The following is an 18,586-nucleotide window of genomic DNA, read 5'->3' as shown; positions in this document are numbered from 1 at the left end:
CCGGAGCGCGAGGAGCGTTACGCGGCGGGGCCCACGAGCCGAACCCCGCAAGCCCGGCAGGGGTTACGGAGTCCGGCTCATGGAGTGCGGTCAGCGGGCGTCGGTGAAGGTCTCCCCCCGCTCCGCCTTCTCCACCAGCAGCGCGGGCGGGGCGAAGCGGTCGCCGTAGCGTTCGGCGAGCTCACGCGCGCGTGCCACGAATCCGGGGAGGCCTCCGTCGTAGCCGTTGATGTACTGCAGGACACCGCCGGTCCAGCCGGGGAAGCCGATGCCGAACAGCGAGCCGATGTTGGCGTCGGCGACGGACGTCAGGACGCCCTCTTCGAGGAGCCGGACGGTGTCGAGGGCCTCCGAGAACAGCATGCGTTCCTGCATGTCCCGGAAGGGGATCTCGGCACCCGCGCGCGTGAAGTGCTCGCGCAGGCCCGGCCACAGGGCGGCGCGCCTGCCGTCCTCGCCGTACTCGTAGAAGCCCGCTCCCCCGCTGCGGCCGGTGCGGCCGAACTCGTCCACCATGCGGTCGATGACGGCCTCGGCGGGGTGGGCGGACCAGGTGCCGCCGGCCTCCTCGACGGCCCGCTTCGACTCGCGGCGGATCTTCTGCGGAAGGGTGAGCGTCAGCTCGTCCATGAGGGAGAGCACCTTGGCGGGGTAGCCGGCCTGGGCCGCCGCCTGTTCGATGGACGCGGGCTCGATGCCCTCGCCGACCATGGCGACGCCTTCGTTGATGAAGTGGCCGATCACCCGGGAGGTGAAGAAGCCGCGCGAGTCGTTGACGACGATCGGGGTCTTCTTGATCTGCCGGACCAGGTCGAAGGCGCGGGCGAGCGCCTCGTCGCCGGTGCGCTCGCCCTTGATGATCTCGACGAGCGGCATCTTGTCGACGGGCGAGAAGAAGTGCAGGCCGATGAAGTCGTCCTGGCGCTCGACGCCCTCGGCGAGAGCCGTGATGGGGAGGGTGGAGGTGTTGGAGCACAACAGGGCGTCGGGGGCGACGACGTGCTCGATCTCCTGGAAGACCTTGTGCTTGAGGGTGGTGTCCTCGAACACGGCCTCGATGACGGCGTCGCAGCCGGCCAGGTCGGCGGGGTCCGCGGTGGGGGTGATGCGGGCGAGCAGGGCGTCCGCCTTCTCCTGGGTCGTACGGCCCCGGGAGACGGCCTTGGCGCACAGCTTCTCGGAGTAGCCCCTGCCCTTGACGGCGGCCTCGAGCGAGACGTCCTTCAGGACGACCTCGATGCCCGCGCGGGCGCACGAGTAGGCGATGCCGGCGCCCATCATCCCGGCGCCGAGGACGGCCACCTTGCGGACCTGGCGGGACTCGACGCCCTTGGGGCGGTTGGCGCCGGAGTTGACGGCCTGGAGGTCGAAGAAGAACGCCTGGATCATGTTCTTCGAGGTCTGGCCCGCCGCGAGCTCGACGAAGTAGCGGGCCTCGATGACCTGCGCGGTCTCGAAGTCGACCTGGGCGCCCTCGACGGCCGCAGCAAGGATGCCCCGCGGGGCCGGGTAGGGCGCGCCGTTGGTCTGCTTGCGCAGGGTCGCCGGGAAGGCGGGCAGGTTGGCGGCGAACTTCGGGTTGGCGGGTGTGCCGCCCGGGATGCGGTAGCCGGGCTTGTCCCAGGGCTGCTGGGACTCGGGATTGGCGTCGACGAAGGCGCGGGCCTTGGCGAGGAGTTCCTCGGGGGTGGCGGCGACCTCGTGGATCAGGCCGTTCTCCAGAGCCCGCTGCGGGCTGTACTGGGTGCCCTGGAGGAGGACCTTCAGCAGGGCGTCCGCGATGCCCAGCAGGCGCACCGTGCGTACGACGCCGCCTCCTCCGGGGAGCAGGCCGAGCGTGACCTCGGGGCAGCCGATCTTGGAGCCGGGGGCGTCGAGGGCGACGCGGTGGTGGCAGGCGAGGGCGAGTTCGTAGCCGCCGCCCAGGGCCGCGCCGTTGAGGGCGGCGACGACCGGCTTGCCGAGGGTCTCGATGCGGCGGAGGTTGCGCTTGATCTCCAGGCCGCCTTCGAACAGCTCCTGGGCCGTCTCGGGCGTGACACGGATCAGGTCGCGCAGGTCGCCGCCGGCGAAGAAGGTCTTCTTGGCCGAGGTGAAGATGATGCCCCGGATGGTGTCCTTCTCGGCCTCCAGGCGGTCGGTTACCGCGGCGAGGGAGGCGCGGAACGCCGCGTTCATGGTGTTCGCGGACTGGTTCGGGTCGTCGAGGACGAGGGTGACGAGGCCGGTGCGGTCCTGTTCCCAGCGGATGGTGGTGCTCTCGGTCATGACAGGGTCTCCGTAGAAGTCTGTTGGTTCCGCCGGGGATTTCAGATGCGTTCGACGATCGTGGCGATGCCCATGCCGCCGCCCACGCAGAGGGTCGCGAGGCCGTAGCGCTTGTCCTGGCGCTCCAGTTCGTCGACGAGGGAGCCGAGGATCATCGCGCCGGTGGCGCCGAGGGGGTGGCCGAGGGCGATGGCGCCGCCGTTGACGTTGACCTTGTCCAGGGACAGGCCCATGTCCTTCACGAACCGCAGCACGACCGCGGCGAACGCCTCGTTGATCTCGACGAGGTCGATGTCGTCGATGGTCAGACCGGCCTTCGCGAGGGCCTTGCGGGTGGCGGGCGCGGGGCCGGTGAGCATGATGGTCGGCTCGGACCCGGAGACGGCGGCGGAGACGATCCGCGCGCGCGGGGTGAGGCCGTAGCGCTCGCCGACCTCCTTGGAGCCGATCGCGACCAGGGAGGCGCCGTCGACGATGCCGGAGGAGTTGCCCGCGTGGTGGACGTGGTCGATCTTCTCCACCCAGTGGTACGTCTGCAGCGCCACCGCGTCGAAGCCGCCCAGTTCGCCGATGTCGGCGAAGGAGGGCTTCAGCGCCGCGAGGGAGTCGGCGGTGGTGCCGGGGCGCGGGTGCTCGTCGTGGTCGAGGACGACCAGACCGCTGCGGTCCTTGACCGGGACCACCGAGCGGTCGAAACGGCCCTCCTTCCAGGCCGTCGCCGCCCGCTCCTGCGACAGGGCCGCGTACTCGTCGACGTCACGGCGGGAGAAGCCCTCGATGGTGGCGATGAGGTCGGCGCCGATGCCCTGCGGCACGAAGTTGACGGCGAGGTTGGTCATCGGGTCGTTGAACCAGGCGCCGCCGTCGGAGGCCATCGGCACCCGGGACATCGACTCCACACCGCCCGCGAGGACGAGGTCCTCCCAGCCCGAACGGACCTTGACGGCGGCCAGGTTGACGGCCTCCAGACCCGAGGCACAGAAGCGGTTCTCCTGCACGCCCGCCACCGTGTCCGGCAGTCCGGCGGCGATCGCCGCGATCCGGGCGATGTCGGAGCCCTGGTCGCCGACGGGGCCGACGACGCCGAGGACGATGTCGTCGATCGCGGCCGGGTCGAGGCCCGGGAAGCGGCTCCGCAGTTCGTGGATGAGGCCGACGACGAGGTCGATGGGCTTCGTGCCGTGCAGGGCGCCGTTCGCCTTGCCGCGCCCGCGCGGGGTGCGGATCGCGTCGTACACGTACGCTTCGGTGCTCACTGGTCAAGCCTTTCGGGGAGGGTGGGCCGGACCGGGTCGGTCGCCCTGCTGGGGGAGGTCGTTCACGGGGGTCTGCGCGAGGTCGCCGGTGAGCCCCGGCAGGTCCCAGTCCCGGGCCACCTCGCGGGTGTCGGCGCCGGGCTGCGCGGGGCCGGAGCGTACGGCCGTGGGGGTGGCGGAGAAGCGGGGCGCGGGGGCCGGCTGGGTGATGCCGCCGTGGTCGGTGAAGGTGCCGCGGGCCGCGAGGTGCGGGTGGTGCGGGGCCTCGCGCAGCGACAGCACAGGCGCCACGCACGCGTCGGAGCCCTCGAAGAGCGCCGCCCACTCGTCCCTGGTACGGGCCTTGAAGCGGGCGGCGACGGCCTCGCGCAGTTCCCCCCAGCGGGTCCAGTCCCGGCGGGCGTCGCGGAAGTCCCCGAGGCCGAGGAGGTCCGTGAACTCGTCGTAGAACTGCGGTTCCAGGGCGCCGACCGCCATGTACCCGCCGTCGGCGGTCTCGTAGGTGCCGTAGTACGGGCAGCCGCCGTCCAGGAGGTTGGCGGCGCGCCGGTCGCGCCAGCCGCCGGCGGCGAGCATGCCGTGGATCATGGCCGAGAGGTGGGCGGTGCCGTCCACGATCGCCGCGTCGACGACCTGGCCCGTGCCGGTCGCGCGCGCGTGGTGGAGGGCGGCGAGGACGCCGACGACGAGGTAGAGGGAGCCGCCGGCGTAGTCGCCGAGCAGGTTGGCGGGGGCCGGCGGGGGTGTGTCCGGGGTGCCGATCATGCCCAGGGTGCCGGTGAGCGCGATGTAGGCGATGTCGTGGCCGGCGCGGTGGGCGAGGGGGCCCTCCTGGCCCCAGCCGGTCATCCGGCCGTAGACCAGCCGGGGGTTGCGGGCGTGGCAGTCCTCGGGGCCCACGCCCAGCCGCTCGGCGACACCGGGCCGGTTGCCCTCGATCAGCACGTCGGCGCGGGCGGCCAGGTCGAGCACGCGCGCGGGGCCGTCCGGTGCCTTGAGGTCGACGACCACCGAGCGCTTGTTGCGGTTGGTGATGTCGTAGGCCGGGTCGACGGCGAGGGAGGGGCCGCCGGGGCGGTCCACGCGTACGACGTCGGCGCCGAGGTCGGCGAGGAGCATCGCGGCGAAGGGGCCGGGACCGATCCCGGCGAGCTCCACCACGCGCACCCCGGCCAGCGGGCCGTGCCCGGACGTGCGTGCCGTCGTCATCCAGCCCCCTTGCTGTGACACAACCGATGTAACACCCGTGATGTTAAGAACGTGTTCCAGTGGGCACAAGAGCTGAGCGAGCAAGCGCTTAGCCAGTCTAGACGCGAAGCCTCCGAGGAGCGCCTGCTCAGCGGGCGTCCAGCTCCGCTATGAGCCGTTTGGGTGCGACCGTGCGGTAGCTCTCCTCGACCCAGTCGCACAGCAGCTCGGCCGGCGGGGCGCCCTTCTGCTCCAGGGGGACGCTCACCCAGCCCGCCTTGCCCAGGCCGTAACCTGCGGGTTCGGCGCCCGGGGAGGCCAGCGCGTGGGCGTGGGCCGTCTCGTCCCCGAGCTTGACGGTGACGCCCAGCGGGTGGCTGCCGTCGTCGACGCCCAGGAAGACGAACACCTTCTTGTTGACCTTGGCGACCGTCTCGCCCCACGGGAACTCCTCGGTCGTGCCCGGCATCCCGAGCGCGAACTCGCGTACTTTCTCCCACTTCTTCAGGGCGTTCCTGTCCACGGCCACCTGCTGCCTCCGGGCTCGTCGTCGGCCTCCGCACTCCTCACGCTAGCCTCAGCCACCGACAGCGGCGCGGGCTGCGGGACCAAGAGGTGTCATGAACGGGCAAGGGGTGTCATGAGCAGGCTAAAGAGGACGGATCGTCCGTACGACATCGTGCTCTTCGGTGCGACCGGATTCGTCGGGACGCTCACCGCCGAGTACCTCGCCGCCCACGCGCCCGAGGATCTGCGCTGGGCGATCGCCGGCCGCAGCGAGGAGAAGCTGGAGCGGCTGCGCGAACGGCTCGGCGGGGCGCCCGGGGTGCTGACGGCCGACGTCTCGGACGCGGCGTCGCTGCGGGCCCTCGCGGAGCACGCGCGCGTGGTGGCCACGACCGTCGGCCCCTACGTGGAGTACGGCGAGGAGCTCGTGGCCGCCTGCGCGGACACCGGCGCCGACTACCTGGACCTCAGCGGCGAGCCGGAGTTCCTGGACCTGATGTACGTCCGGCACGACGCACGCGCGCGGGAGACCGGTGCGCGGCTGGTGCACGCCGTCGGCTTCGACTCCGTCCCGCACGACCTGGGCGTGTACTTCACCGTCCGACAGTTGCCGCAGGGCGTGCCGCTGACGGTGGACGGGTTCGTGACGGTCGACGCGACCTTCTCGGGCGGGACGTTCGCCTCCGCGCTGGGCCAGTTCGCGCGCGGGCGGCAGATGGCCGCCGCAGCGCGGGACCGGGGCCGGCACGAGCCGCGCCTGGTGGGCCGGCGGGCCTCGGCGCCGGTCGGCGCGCCCCGGTTCGCCCCGGAGGTCGGCGCCTGGGCACTGCCGCTGCCGACCGTGGACCCGCAGATCGTGCGCCGGTCGGCGAAGGCGCTGGAACGTTACGGCCCCGACTTCCGCTACCGCCACTACGCGGCCGTACGGCGGCTGCCGGTCGCCGTGGGCGGGGTCGCGGCCGTCGGGACGCTCGTCGCGGCCGCCCAGCTGCCCCCCGCCCGGCGCTGGCTGTCGGACCGGCTCAAGCCCGGGGAGGGGCCGAGCGCGCAGAAGCGGGCCCGCAGCTGGTTCTCGGTCAGGTTCGTCGGCGAGGGCGGTGGCCGGCGGGTGTACACGGAGGTCTCGGGCGGCGACCCCGGCTACGACGAGACGGCGAAGATGTTCGCCGAGGGAGCACTGGCCCTGGCCTGCGACGATCTTCCGCCGACGGCCGGACAGGTCACCACGGCGGTGGCGATGGGCGACGCGCTGACCGAGCGGCTGATCCGCGCGGGCATCCGGTTCCGGGTGGCGGCGAGCCGGTAGGGCCTGCCCGGCGGACCAAGTCGCAGGAAAGCGATGGCGCCCCATGGGCGCGGGTGGCCGGGTGGATGTGGCGATGTTCCGCATCCGAGGGATCGACTTCGCCTTCAGCCGACTGGAGGGCGAAGCTCACATCGGCCACTGGACGAGCGTGTAGACCATCCCGACGATCCAGCCGAGGCCCGCCAGGACGGCGAGGACGAGGGCGGCGTTCACGGCGCGCTCGACGGGCCGGTTCGGGTCGGCGAGAGGCTTCGGGGCACGGTGCGTGGGCATGCGGTGCGTGGTCATGCGGTGGGTCGTCATGGGCACAGCCTCGCGGGCGGCGGGCGGGGCGCACATCCGTACGGATACTCAGACGACGTACTCAGGCGACGTACTCAAACGGCGTACTCGGCACCCTGCCCCGGAGACGGGTCAGGGGCGGGTCGTCGCCTCCTGGAGCACCCGGCGGCACAGTGAGTCGGCCCTGCGGGTCGTCTCCGGGAGGCGGAACCGCGGGGTCAGGGCGAGGGTGTGGGCGCAGGCGTTCTCCAGGGACACGCGGTGGCCGACGGAGACGAAGACCGGCTTGACGCCCGCCCGGGTGCGCAGGGCACGCCCCACCTCCTCGCTCCCGGCGAGCAGCGACGAGGAGGATCCGCGCGGTGCGTCCGGGTCGTCGTACGTGAAGGTGAAGGGGTTCTTCGCGACGCCGATCGTGGGCAGGCCGGTGAGGACGCCGAGGTGGCCGGCGAGACCGAAGCGGCGCGGGTGCGCACGACCGTAGCCGTCGCAGACGACCAGGCCGGGCGGGCAGGGCAGGGCGTCGAGGGCGGCCAGCACGGTGGGGAGCTCCCGGAAGGCGAGCAGGCCGGGCACGTAGGGGAACGAGATCCGTCCCACGGCGGTGGCCTCGGCGACGACGTCGAGGCTCGCCGCGTCCAGCACGACGGCCGCGGCCGCGACGACGTCCCGCTCGTCGTCGTAGGCGACGTCCACCCCCGTCACCTGTCCCGTGCCGGGCGGCGGCCCCGGCTCGTCGAGCACCACCTCGGCCCGCAGCTCGTCCTGGACGGCGCGGGCCTCCTCCTCGGTCGCGGGCCAGCCCGCGGGAATGCCTACAGTCGTCATGATGGGGACGAGCGTACGGCTCCCGCGCGCGGGCCCGCGATCGGGTTCCCGGCGCCCCGTCAGCTCTTCCTGCCGCCCAGGGCGCGCTGCAGCCGGCTCTTGTTCATGTCCGAACGGCCCTTGATGCCTCGCTGCTTGGCCTCCTCGTAGAGCTGGTCGTACGTGGGCCCCTGGGAGCCCTTGCCGGACCGCAGGCCGCCCCGCCTGCCGGACGACATGTCCTGCGTGGAGGTGCGGCTGGCGGTCTTCGACTCGCCGGACCGGGCGCGTTCCTTGTTGACCGTCCGCGCGGCGATCTCCTCCGCGCGGTCGGTGCTCTCGCCCCGGTCCTGCGCGCTCTTCTTGATGTGCTCGTACTGGCGCTCCCGCTTGGGGCTGGAACCGCGTGGCATGTGCGCTCACTCCTTCCGGGTGCGCTTCCTGTCCGCGGTCCGGGTACCCCGAATTCGGTCAGTTCTCCAGGCGTGCCACCCGCCCTTGTTCACCGGCGGCCCAGCAGCCGAGGTCGGGAGCGCAGTCCACGGTGTCGTACGAGCCGGTGTCGACGGTGCGCCAGGTGCGGCCGGCGTCGGTGGTCAGGTCGGTGCCCGTGGGCCCGACGGCGAGGGCGGCGGTGCGGCTGTGCGGGAGCCAGGTCACGCCGGAGCGGTAGGCGGGCGGCGGGGTGGCCGCGGGGCGCCAGGTGCGGCCTGCGTCGCCCGTAGCGGCGGCGGACCGCGGGGAGGGCTGGTCGGCGCGGTAGTCGCCGCCGACGGCGAGGCCGTGGGCGCGGTCGCGGAAGGCGAGGGCGAAGACCCCGCGCGCGGGATCGCCCGCCGGGACGGGGGTGTCCGTGACCGTCCAGGTCAGGCCGCGGTCGGCGGAGTGCATCACACGCGCGCGTGCGGCTCCGCCGGTGGCCAGCCAGACGTCCTTCGGGCCGGAGGAGACCAGGCACTGGCCACTGGCCGCGAAGCCCGCCTCGCCGTCCAGCGCGGCCGGCATGCCCTTGTCCGGCAGCACTTTCCAGGAACGGCCGCCGTCACTGGTCGACAGGATGCGGAACCTCCCGTCCACCGGGTCGCTCATGGCGAGGCCGTGGCGGCGGTCGAAGAAGGTCAGGCAGTCGTAGAAGGCCTTCGCGTCGGTGTTGCGGAAGGACTCCGTCCAGGTCGCTCCGCCGTCCTCCGTGCGGTACACGCGCGAGGCCTCGCCCTCGCCGATCGCGAGCACCACCGCGCGGCGCGCGTCGAACGCCTCGATGTCCCGGAACTGCAGGTCGGCCGCGCCGGGCGGAGAGACGTTCCGCCAGCTCGCCCCACCGTCGGTGGTGCGCAGCACGGTGCCCTGGGTTCCGGACACCCACGCGGTGTGCCGGTCCACCGCGGACAGCCCCCGGAAGCGCACGGAGGCGCTGCCGGTGTCCTTGAGCGCCCAGTGCGGATCGCCGTGGGCCTGTGCCGGGACGGCGGTCAGCGCGGCCAGTGCCGCCGCGGCGACCGCCGCGGCCGCCCACGCCCTCCCCCGCGCTGTTCTTACCGTCCTTACCGTGCGTCGCGTCTTCCCCAAGCGCCTCATGGCGGGGGAAGCTAGCCCACGGCACCGGTGGCGTCCAGAGGCCCTCGCTCGCCTCAACCGCCCTACCGGACACGGCAGAAGAGATGCGTCACTCCCGTGCATGAAAGGCGGTGACCGAGGTCACTCGGAATCGGTGTGCACGGATCGGCCGGTTCCAGCGTCTCTTCCTGTGTCCGGCCCCACCCGCCCGGAAGTCCCGACCGTCCTCAGCAAGGGAGCAAGGCGTTGTCCACCGTCATCGAGCAGCCCGTAGAGGCCCGCCTGGTCGCCGCCGCGCCTCGGATGCCGAGCATCCCCGCCATGCTGCACTACGACCGGCGCGATCCCTTCGCCGTCCGCATGACCTTCCCGGCGCCGGCGACCCTGGAGGGCGTCGAGGTCTGCTGGACGTTCGCCCGCGAACTGCTGGCCGCCGGCCTCGAAGAGGCCGAGGGCCACGGCGACGTCCGCGTCCGCCCGTACGGGTACGACCGCACGGTGCTGGAGTTCCACGCCCCCGAGGGCACCGCCGTCGTGCACGTCCACTCGGCGGACATCCGCCGCTTCCTGCGGGCCGCCGGCGAGCTGGTGCCGGTCGGTCTGGAGCACCTCCAGCTCGACCTCGACCACGACCTGGCGGAGCTCATGCGGGACGCCTGCTGATCCTCGGCGGCCCTTCCCGTCGCCCGCGCGGCTCCCTCGCGTCGACTCCCTTGCTGCGGCGCCTTTTTAATCCTTTGACGGGGCTGCCGGCCCCTCCTATCGTCTGAAGCGGTCCTGTTGCCGTCGATTGGAGAAGGACGTTGCTCGTCTGAGGTCCTGAGACACCTCGCCCCACCCACGTGTGGGCGCTGCGTGCGACCTCGGCGTTCGAGCCGTCCTTGCGCAACAGGGCTTTCTGCATGCCCCCGCGCTCCCCGCTCCCGCGGTGGTCGCCGCCCTCCGGTGTCTCGACACGCGTCTGCCCCTGACCGCACACGCCACCGCGAGGCCCCTCATGACACGATCCATCACCTGTTCCTCCCTCGCCTTCTCCTGGCCCGACGGCACCGCCGTCTTCGAGGACCTCGACGTCGCCTTCGGCCCCGGCCGCACCGGGCTCGTCGGCGTCAACGGCTCCGGAAAGTCGACCCTGCTGAAGCTGATCGCCGGACGGCTCAGCCCCTCCGACGGCACCGTGCGGGTCGCGGGCGAGGTCGGCTACCTCCCGCAGAACGTCACGCTGGACACCGGGCTGAGGGTCGACGAGGCCCTCGGTATCGCCGTACAGCGCGCCGCCCTGCACGCCATCGAGGCCGGCGACGTCTGCGCGGAGCACTTCGAGACCGTCGGCGACGACTGGGACGTGGAGGAGCGCGCCCTGGCCGCCCTCGGCGAACTCGGCCTCGGCCACGTCGGTCTGGACCGCACCGTCGGCGAGGTGTCGGGCGGTGAGTCCGTCCTGCTGCGGCTGGCCGCGCTGCTGCTGCGCCGCCCGGACGTCCTGCTGCTCGACGAGCCGACCAACAACCTCGACCTGTACGCCCGGCGCCGGCTGTACGCGGCCGTCGCGTCCTGGCCGGGCGTGCTGGTCGTGGTCAGCCACGACCGGGAACTGCTGGACCTCGTCGACCAGATCGCCGACCTGCGCGCCGGGGAGATCACCTGGTACGGCGGCAACTTCTCCGCCTACGAGGAGGCCCTCGCCACCGAACAGGAGGCCGCCGAGCGCATGGTGCGCGTCGCCGAGGCCGACTTCCGCAAGCAGAAGCGCGAACTGGCCGACGCCCAGGTCAAACTGGCCCGCCGCAAGCGGTACGGGCAGAAGATGTGGGACCAGAAGCGCGAGCCGAAGATCGTCATGGGGGCGCGCAAGCGTGCGGCGCAGGAGTCCGCGGGCAAGCACCGCATCCTGCACGAGGAGCGGCTCACCGAGGCGAGGGAGCGGCTCGACGAGGCCGTGGAGGCCGTACGGGACGACGACGAGATCCGCGTCGACCTGCCGTACACGGCCGTCCCGCCGGGCCGGGACGTCCTCACCCTGCGGGACCTGGAGCTCGCGTACGGCGCGCGCGTGGCGGGCGGTCTGGAACTGCGCGGCCCGGAGCGGGTGGCGCTGGTCGGACGCAACGGCGCGGGCAAGACGACCCTGCTGCGCACCATCGCCGGGGAGCTGGCGCCGCTCGCGGGCGAGGCGCACGCGCACGTGCCGTTGCGGTTCCTGCCGCAGCGCCTGGACGTCCTCGACGACGAGTCGACCGTCGCCGAGAACGTGGCGCGGTTCGCGCCGGGCGCCACCAACAACCGGGTCCGGGCCCGGCTCGCCCGCTTCCTGTTCCGGGGCGCCCGCGCCGACCAGAAGGCGGGCACGCTCTCCGGCGGGGAACGCTTCCGGGCGGCCCTGGCGGCGCTGATGCTCGCCGAGCCGGCTCCCCAGCTGCTGATGCTGGACGAGCCGACGAACAACCTCGACATGGCGAGCGTCCGGCAGCTCACCACGGCCCTGGAGTCCTACGAGGGTGCCCTCGTCGTGGCCAGCCACGACCTGCCCTTCCTGGAGTCGATCGGCATCACCCGCTGGCTGCTGCTGGACGGGGAGGTGCGGGAGAGCAGCCTCGAGGAGGTGGCCGGTCCGGCCTAGGCCCGCGGTCTCAGGAGGGGCACAGCCGGGCGACAGGGGTTTTGTCCTGGTGGACCGGCGCTGCATGATGGCGGACCGGCGCCTTGTCAGGGGCGCCGGTCGGGCCCGCGGTGCGATCCGCCGGTACGGGCCCGAGCCACCGCCGATTCGGAGACCCGTCCGTGCCCAGCAAGAAGGCCCTCGTCCGCCGCCCCGGCCCCCGCCTCGCCGACGGTCTGGTGACCCACATCGAGCGGGAGAAGGTCGATCCGGAGCTCGCCCTGGAGCAGTGGGAGGCATACGGGGAGGCGCTGCGCGCGCACGGCTGGGAGACCATCGAGGTCGATCCGGCCGAGGACTGCCCGGACTCCGTGTTCGTCGAGGACACGGTGGTCATGTACCGGAACGTGGCGCTGATCGCGCGCTCGGGCGCCGAGTCCCGGCGGGACGAGACCGACGGGGTCGAGGAGGCCGTGGCCCGGCTGGGCTGCTCGGTGAACTGGATCTGGGAGCCGGGCACGCTGGACGGCGGGGACGTGCTGAAGATCGGCGACACGATCTACGTCGGGCGGGGCGGGCGGACCAACGCCGCCGGGCTGCAGCAGGTGCGGGCCGCGTTCGAGCCGCTGGGGGCGCGGGTGGTCGGCGTACCGGTGAGCAAGGTGCTGCACCTGAAGTCGGCGGTCACCGCGCTGCCCGACGGCACGGTGATCGGGCACATCCCGAAGGTGGACCGGCCCTCGCTGTTCCCGCGGTTCCTGTCGGTGCCCGAGGAGGCCGGCTCGCACGTGGTGCTGCTGGGCGGTCCCAAGCTGCTCATGGCGGCGAGCGCGCCGAAGACGGCGGAGCTCTTCACCGATCTCGGGTTCGAGCCCGTCGTGGTCGACATCAGCGAGTTCGAGAAGCTCGAGGGCTGTGTGACATGCCTCTCGGTCCGGCTGCGGGAGCTGTACGCCTGAGTGGGTGAGCGGATCACCTTCTCAGCTCCGGGACCTGCGGATCCCGGGGCTCTTCCGGATGTCCCGAATTCCTTTGCGAAGCCTGGCTGATCAGCGATCTTTACAACGAACTTAACCTACGGCTTCGTAACCTACGGATTCGTAGCCTACGATCCCGTAGGTTCCGGTGCCGCGCGCCGGAGTGTTCTGCTCCGTTTTTCCCTGTCCCCCTGGAGTACCTCGTGACGATCACCTCCCCTCACCTCGGCAGCCCCGCCGTCTGGACCGACGCCAAGCTGCTGTACGCGCTGGAGGAAGTGGTCGAGACCGAACTCAACCGGCATCTGAAGGTCGCCAAGGACTGGATGCCGCACGAGTACGTGCCCTGGAGCGACGGCCGCAACTTCCCCGGGCTCTTCGAGGACGGCGAGGCCTGGGACAAGGAGCAGTCCAAGGTCACCGAGATCGGCCGTATCGCGCTCGTGGTGAACCTCCTCACCGAGGACAACCTCCCCAGCTACCACCACGAGATCGCCTCCCTGTTCGGCCGGGACGGCGCCTGGGGCACCTGGGTGCACCGCTGGACCGCCGAGGAGGGCCGGCACGGCATCGTGATGCGCGACTACCTGCTCGCCTCGCGCGCGGTGGACCCGGACAAGCTGGAGCGGTTCCGGATGGAGCACATGAGCGAGGGCTTCGAGTCGGACAACCGCCACTCGATGCTCCACTCGGTCGCCTACGTCGCCTTCCAGGAGCTCGCGACCCGCATCTCGCACCGCAACACCGGCCACCAGTCCGGCGACCCGGTCTGCGACCGCATGCTGGCCCGCATCGCGACCGACGAGAACCTGCACATGGTCTTCTACCGCAACCTGCTGAAGGCCGCCTTCGAGCTCGCCCCCGACCTCACCATGCAGGCCGTGCGGGACGTCATCGTGAACTTCCGCATGCCCGGCCACGGCATGCCCGGCTTCGAGCGGTTCGCCGCGCAGATGGCGATCGGCGAGGTCTACAACCTGCGCATCCACCACGACGACGTCCTCCAGCCCGTCCTGCGCCACCTCAAGGTCATGGACATCGACGGCCTCGGCGCCGAGGGCCGCCAGGCCCAGGAGGAGCTGGGCCTGTTCCTGGGCGGCCTGGACTCGGAGGCCGCGAAGTTCGACGAGAAGCTGGCCGCACGCAAGGCCCGGATGGCGGCCCGCGCCGGAGCCTGATCCACACGGCGCACGCCACGCCGGAGCCTGGTCCGCGGCGCGGGCGGAGACATGATCTGCGGCGTGCGCCGACCCGCCCTGCGCGGGCTCCGGAGCCAGCTCCCCTGCGGGCGCCGGGACATGATCTGCGGCGAGCGCCGACCCGGTCTGCAGCGCGGGCCGGGACCTGGTCCGCGGCTTGCACGGGCCTGAACCGCGGCACGCGCCGGATCCTGATCCACACGGCGCACGCCGCGCCGGAGCCAGCTCCGCGGCGGGCGCGGGGACATGATCTGCGGCGAGCGCCGGAGCCTGGTCCGCGGCGGGCGCCGGGACGTGATCTGCGGCGTGCGCCGGGGCCCGTAGCGCCGCGCGTGGGGCGCGTCGAATTGGCGGTGCGTCCTGTTGGTCCGCTGCGGCATCATGCCGCCATGCTGGACGACACGACACGGCTGGCGGTCGGCTTCCTGGTCGGCCTGGCCGACGAGGACACCTCCGCGCGCGTCCGGGCGCGCGTCGGGCTGCCCCAGGACGAGGCCCCCGGACTGGACCGGCGACGGATCAGGCGTGCCTGGGGCTGGTCCCCCGTACCGTCGTCCGTCGCACTGTGGGTGCTGGAACAGGACGATCCTGAGCTGAACGTCCTGGCCTGGCCGCGCCTCGGCCAGAACGCGGGCCTGCGCCGGGCGGTCGCCCGAGGGGTGCCCTTCGGTCCCGGCCGCACCGAGCCCGTACCGGTGGATCGCTCGCTGCGGGAGCAGGAACCCGACGTCCCGGAGAGCTACGTCCGCCTCGGCCTCGTCGGCTCCCTGCGCGCGGCGGACTCCCTGACCCGCGCCCGCGCGGCGGGCTCCATGGTGCTGACCCGGGACGACTGGGAGACGGTCACCGCAGCCGACTCCGAGCAACCGCTGCCCGGCTACACGCGCTGGGTCCTGTCCGTGCGCCCGGACTGCCCGCCCGCGCTGCGCGCCCAGTTCGGCTCGCACGCCAGGTTCACCCACCGGGTGCGAGAGGCGGGCGTACTCGACGGCCCCGCCGAGTACGCGACCGCGCACCGCCCGGCGGTCCGGGTCCTCGAAGTCCTGGCCATGGGCCGGCTGATGTTCCCGCACCGCGTCCACGACGCCGAGGACGCGCTGCGCCCGCTCGTCCGGAAGCACCTGGGCGGGCGCGAGGAGGCCTGGGCCGTGCTGGCCCAGATCGCCCAGACCTTCCACGGGACTGCACCCGAGCTGGTGGTGACGGCCGGCGCCCTCGCATGACCACGGCCGAGGGGACGGGGCGGCTGGATTCGAACCAGCGTGTTCCAGTTTTGGAGACCGGTGCGCCTGCCTCTGCGCTACGGCCCCGCCCTTGCCGCAGAGCGTAATGCCTTGGCCCGTTGTCAGTGCGGCCTGCTACCAATGAGGCACCGGGGGAAGCACGGCACGGGGGGCGTGAGCATGGGGTACGGGGAGCAGGGGCGGCGTGCGCCGGTGGTGGACCTGGCCGACCGCAGGGCGCTGGAGGCGTACCGGCCGGCCGATCCGGAGGTCGTCGAGGAGGCCCGGCGGCTGAAGGAGGCCGCGCTGCTGGACTTCGGGCTGACGGAGTCGGCGGTGGCGTCCTGGCTGTACGCGAAGTGCCACCACCAGATCCCGACGACGGTTGTGGACACGGCGGCCGTGGTCGCCTCCGGCGACGGCACCTGCCTGCTGCTGTACAACCCGGACTTCTTCGTCCGACTGGGCCTGGACGGCGTGAAGTTCGTCCTCTTCCACGAGGCGCGGCATCTGGTACACCGGCACCTGCTGGCCGAGCCGGAGCTGCGCGAGGACCCGGTGTTCGAGCTGGCCGCCGAGGTGGCCGTCAACCATGTCGCCCTGGTCCGGCTCGAGCGGGCGGGGCTGCCGCTGCTGGACGGCCGTCCCACGGGCATCGACCCGAGGCAGGTGTACGACGCCTACGTCGAGGACCTGACGGCCCATGGGCTGGAGCCGGTGGCGTACGAGACGTTCGCCGAGACGGACATGCGGGTGTACGGCGAGCTGAAGCGGATGCACCACCCGCCCGTCGTCGAGCGGCGGCTCTGCGTGCACCTGCTGGGCGGGGTCCCCGCCGACCAGGAGACCGTCGACGCGGTGACGTCCTCGGCGCTGCTGAACTCCCTGCTGGCGGCCCGGCGCGGGCACGCCGGGGCGGAGGGGGAACTGCTCGAGCTGATGGGCCGCACCGAGGGCGACTCGGCGCGGGCCGCCCGGCTCTGGGGCACCCTGGGGGCGGGTGCGCTGCGCGGCGGGACCACGCGCACGCGTACGGTCCACTGGTGGCAGCGCTGGCTCGTCGACGTGCTCGCTTCGAAACTCCGGGACGGCGAGCGGCTGGTGTACCCCAAGAAGCGGGGCGCGCTGCTCGCGGCGCTCGGCCAGGACCCGATGCTGGCGCGGCGCGGCCCCGTCCGCGAGAAGGTCCTGGTGATCGCGTACGACACGTCGGGGTCGATGCCGGACCATGTGATCGGCTGGCTCACCGACCTGGTCGGACGGATCGACGGGGTGGAGGCGCACTGGCTGTCCTTCGACGGCGTGGTGATGCCCTTCAAGCCGGGCGAGCGAAGCGAGATGGGGGTGCCCCCGGACGACGTCTGGGGGAAGGTCTACGGCGGTGGCGGCACCAGCTTCGAGGCGGTGGCGGACTACGTGGAGGGGCGTACGGAGGTGAACGGCCGCCGTTTCGACGAGAACCCGGACGCGGTCCTCGTCCTGACCGACGGGTACGCGCCGCCGATCACGCCCGCCGAGCCGGACAAATGGATTTGGCTGATCACCGAGCGCGGCAGTGAGTGGCCCGAGACGCACACCCCTGCGATGGCCTGCCATCGCGTGACCACAGGATCGCGGTAGATGACCACGGAAGCACAGCAGTCGACCACCTCACGCCTCGAGTCCTTCATCGACGCGATGATCGACCTGGGGCAGACGGGCCAGATCTTCGGCGAACACGGCATCGGCAAGACGGCGACGTTCTTCTCCCACATCACGCGCACCCGTCCGGACACCACCCTGGTGTACGTGCCGGCGGCCAACCTGACGCCGGACGACCTGCTCGTCAACGCGCCGGTGCGCGACCCGCACTCCGGTGAACTGGTGCTGCGTCAGCTGGTGATGAGCCAGCTGAAACCGGGCCGGCCGTTCGTGCTGCTCATCGACGACTCGCTGCAGGCGGGCGACACCATCCAGTCGCAGCTGATGCAGATCGCCTGCAACTGGACGCTGGGCGAGCACGACCTGCGGGCCCTGGGCTGTGTCGGGGTCTTCCTCACGGACAACGAGTCGCTCGCGGAGACCTCGGCACGGCGCGGCGACCTCGCGCTGCTGGACCGGATGGTCACGCTGCGGATCACGGCGAACGACACGTCGTGGCGGCGCCACCTCGCGGCCACGTACCGCCCCTGGGACCTGCGTCCGGTGTTCGCGCTGTGGGCGTCGCTCTCCCCCGCCCTGCGTGAACTGCTGTCCCCGCGCACCCTCGACCACGTCCTCGCCAACGCGCGCGAGGGCTTCCCGCTGCGCTGGGGCCTGCCCCTGGTCGACGGGGAGCGGCTGCGGCTCGCCGAGCCGGGACCGGACGGCCGGCCCGGGCAGAACCGCACGGCCGAGATCCTGGACCGGCTCGCGCGGGCGCTGGGCGTGCCCAACCCGGCCACGATCCCCGACCCGGTACGGCAGGTGGTGCGGGCGGCACTGCGCAACCGCTGGACGGTGCTGCTGCAGGGCCCGCCCGGGTGCGGGAAGACGGAGCTGGTGCGGGAGACGGTCCGGGAGGGGCTGGGCCGGGACGCGCTGTACTTCTCGCTGCCGGTGACGAACGTGGAGGACCTGTGCGCGCCGGTGCCGTCGCCGGACGGCACCCTGGACAATTTGCTCGCCGTGCGGTTCACCGGGCCCGAGCCCAAGGCGATCGTGTGGGACGAGTACAACCGGCCCAAGGACAGAGCCGCGTTCGCGAAGCTGATGGAGATCACCCAGGAGTGGTCGCTGGCCGGGCGGCGGATCGAGAACCTGCGGGCCCAGATAGCCGTGCAGAACCCGCCGTACCACCTGGGCCGCAAGCTGCTGGTGTCCCGGAACAACATCGCGCAGGCGACCCGGTTCACGGCTTCCCTGGAGGTGGCGCCGGAGGACATCCCGGCCAACGAGTGGCTGCTGGAGCGGTACGGGGCGGACGCCGAGACGGTCCTGGAGTGGTGGAAGCACGACATCGACGAGGAGGGCCGCGCCTGGATCACCAAGCGCACCCTGGAGCGGCTGATCAAGCTGCACCGGCGGGGGCTGCCGCTGGAGATGGCGACGGTCTACCTCGGCGACGGCGAGTACGCGCCCGTGCCGCTGACGGCCCTGATCGACCGGCTCCAGGGCCGTCAGGTCACCGGCCTGCGCGAACTGGCCCGGGACGCGGACGCCTGGGAGGCCCGGCTGCGCCGTGCGGCCGCGCGGTCGGACGAGGGCGGCAACGACAGTGACGTCGTCCACCAGATCCTCGCCAACGCGGAGTTGTCCCAGTTGCGCAGGCACCGCGCGGTGGTGGCCCGGCTGGTCGTCCATCTGCCGCCGAAGCTGCGGGCCACATACCTGGTGGGGGCGTCGGAGAAGCAACAGCGGTTCTGGATGGAGGTGTTCACGGGGCAGGGAGGACGGTGA

General features: G+C 72.4%; 16 protein-coding genes and 1 tRNA gene. 8 read left to right on the top strand and 9 right to left on the bottom strand.

What is annotated here, in order from left to right; genetic code table 11:
• Positions 1-90: 90 nt before the first annotated feature.
• From ACIRF9_RS18570 to ACIRF9_RS18555, 4 genes are all read right to left on the bottom strand, one after another.
• The gene (locus ACIRF9_RS18570; RefSeq protein ID WP_403822819.1) at positions 91-2,268 is read right to left on the bottom strand and encodes a 3-hydroxyacyl-CoA dehydrogenase NAD-binding domain-containing protein; all 2,178 of its coding nucleotides are present in this window, start codon (positions 2,266-2,268) and stop codon (positions 91-93) included.
• A 41-nt stretch (positions 2,269-2,309) separates the two neighbouring features.
• Entirely contained in the window at positions 2,310-3,524 is a 1,215-nt protein-coding gene (locus tag ACIRF9_RS18565) for an acetyl-CoA C-acetyltransferase (RefSeq protein WP_403822815.1), read from the bottom strand.
• Between the two features lie 3 nt (positions 3,525-3,527).
• Entirely contained in the window at positions 3,528-4,733 is a 1,206-nt protein-coding gene (locus tag ACIRF9_RS18560) for a CaiB/BaiF CoA transferase family protein (RefSeq protein ID WP_403822812.1), read from the bottom strand.
• A gap of 127 nt (positions 4,734-4,860) precedes the next feature.
• Complete coding sequence (locus tag ACIRF9_RS18555; RefSeq protein ID WP_403822809.1) at positions 4,861-5,241, bottom strand: MmcQ/YjbR family DNA-binding protein; 381 nt, start codon at positions 5,239-5,241, stop codon at positions 4,861-4,863.
• A 111-nt stretch (positions 5,242-5,352) separates the two neighbouring features.
• On the opposite strand from ACIRF9_RS18555, the gene ACIRF9_RS18550 reads away from it, so the two are divergent.
• On the top strand, positions 5,353-6,525 hold the full coding sequence (locus tag ACIRF9_RS18550; RefSeq protein WP_403822806.1) for a saccharopine dehydrogenase family protein: 1,173 nt from the start codon (positions 5,353-5,355) through the stop codon (positions 6,523-6,525).
• A 126-nt stretch (positions 6,526-6,651) separates the two neighbouring features.
• On the opposite strand, the gene mmpA is transcribed toward ACIRF9_RS18550, so the two are convergent.
• The 4 genes from mmpA to ACIRF9_RS18530 all read right to left on the bottom strand — a co-directional run bounded on the left by mmpA (position 6,652) and on the right by ACIRF9_RS18530 (position 9,192).
• Entirely contained in the window at positions 6,652-6,798 is a 147-nt protein-coding gene (mmpA, locus tag ACIRF9_RS18545; RefSeq protein WP_403823609.1) for a morphogenic membrane protein MmpA, read from the bottom strand.
• Positions 6,799-6,939: 141 nt separating this feature from the next.
• Positions 6,940-7,635 (bottom strand): endonuclease V, encoded by a 696-nt coding sequence (locus tag ACIRF9_RS18540; protein WP_403822803.1) that lies wholly within the window; start codon positions 7,633-7,635, stop codon positions 6,940-6,942.
• 59 nt (positions 7,636-7,694) lie between these two features.
• Positions 7,695-8,027, bottom strand: coding sequence for a plasmid stabilization protein (locus tag ACIRF9_RS18535; protein WP_403822800.1), 333 nt, complete (start codon positions 8,025-8,027; stop codon positions 7,695-7,697).
• A 58-nt stretch (positions 8,028-8,085) separates the two neighbouring features.
• On the bottom strand, positions 8,086-9,192 hold the full coding sequence (locus tag ACIRF9_RS18530; RefSeq protein WP_403822797.1) for a WD40/YVTN/BNR-like repeat-containing protein: 1,107 nt from the start codon (positions 9,190-9,192) through the stop codon (positions 8,086-8,088).
• 225 nt (positions 9,193-9,417) lie between these two features.
• On the opposite strand from ACIRF9_RS18530, the gene ACIRF9_RS18525 reads away from it, so the two are divergent.
• The 5 genes from ACIRF9_RS18525 (at position 9,418) to ACIRF9_RS18505 (ending at position 15,169) form a co-directional block, all read left to right on the top strand.
• Positions 9,418-9,834, top strand: coding sequence for an SsgA family sporulation/cell division regulator (locus ACIRF9_RS18525; protein WP_403822794.1), 417 nt, complete (start codon positions 9,418-9,420; stop codon positions 9,832-9,834).
• A 334-nt stretch (positions 9,835-10,168) separates the two neighbouring features.
• Positions 10,169-11,791: an ABC-F family ATP-binding cassette domain-containing protein gene (locus ACIRF9_RS18520; RefSeq protein WP_403822791.1), complete on the top strand. Its 1,623-nt coding sequence runs from the start codon at positions 10,169-10,171 to the stop codon at positions 11,789-11,791.
• A 161-nt stretch (positions 11,792-11,952) separates the two neighbouring features.
• The gene (gene ddaH / locus ACIRF9_RS18515; protein WP_403822788.1) at positions 11,953-12,729 is read left to right on the top strand and encodes a dimethylargininase; all 777 of its coding nucleotides are present in this window, start codon (positions 11,953-11,955) and stop codon (positions 12,727-12,729) included.
• Between the two features lie 221 nt (positions 12,730-12,950).
• Positions 12,951-13,925 (top strand): acyl-ACP desaturase, encoded by a 975-nt coding sequence (locus tag ACIRF9_RS18510; RefSeq protein ID WP_403822785.1) that lies wholly within the window; start codon positions 12,951-12,953, stop codon positions 13,923-13,925.
• A 410-nt stretch (positions 13,926-14,335) separates the two neighbouring features.
• On the top strand, positions 14,336-15,169 hold the full coding sequence (locus ACIRF9_RS18505; protein ID WP_403822783.1) for a hypothetical protein: 834 nt from the start codon (positions 14,336-14,338) through the stop codon (positions 15,167-15,169).
• A gap of 14 nt (positions 15,170-15,183) precedes the next feature.
• Here ACIRF9_RS18505 and ACIRF9_RS18500 read toward each other — a convergent pair.
• Positions 15,184-15,257, bottom strand: a tRNA-Trp gene (locus tag ACIRF9_RS18500).
• 92 nt (positions 15,258-15,349) lie between these two features.
• On the opposite strand from ACIRF9_RS18500, the gene ACIRF9_RS18495 reads away from it, so the two are divergent.
• Both ACIRF9_RS18495 and ACIRF9_RS18490 read left to right on the top strand, forming a co-directional pair.
• Entirely contained in the window at positions 15,350-16,789 is a 1,440-nt protein-coding gene (locus tag ACIRF9_RS18495) for a hypothetical protein (protein WP_403822780.1), read from the top strand.
• Positions 16,790-18,586 carry an AAA family ATPase gene (locus ACIRF9_RS18490; RefSeq protein WP_403822777.1) on the top strand — a complete coding sequence of 599 codons (1,797 nt, stop codon included), beginning with the start codon at positions 16,790-16,792 and terminating at the stop codon, positions 18,584-18,586. It begins immediately after the preceding gene.

Origin of the sequence: Streptomyces sp. NPDC096132 (assembly GCF_044763345.1) — a bacterium.
In the GTDB taxonomy this organism is placed as follows: domain Bacteria; phylum Actinomycetota; class Actinomycetes; order Streptomycetales; family Streptomycetaceae; genus Streptomyces.
Note: the sequence above shows the minus strand (reverse complement) of the source record. Positions and strands in the feature narration are given on the sequence as shown.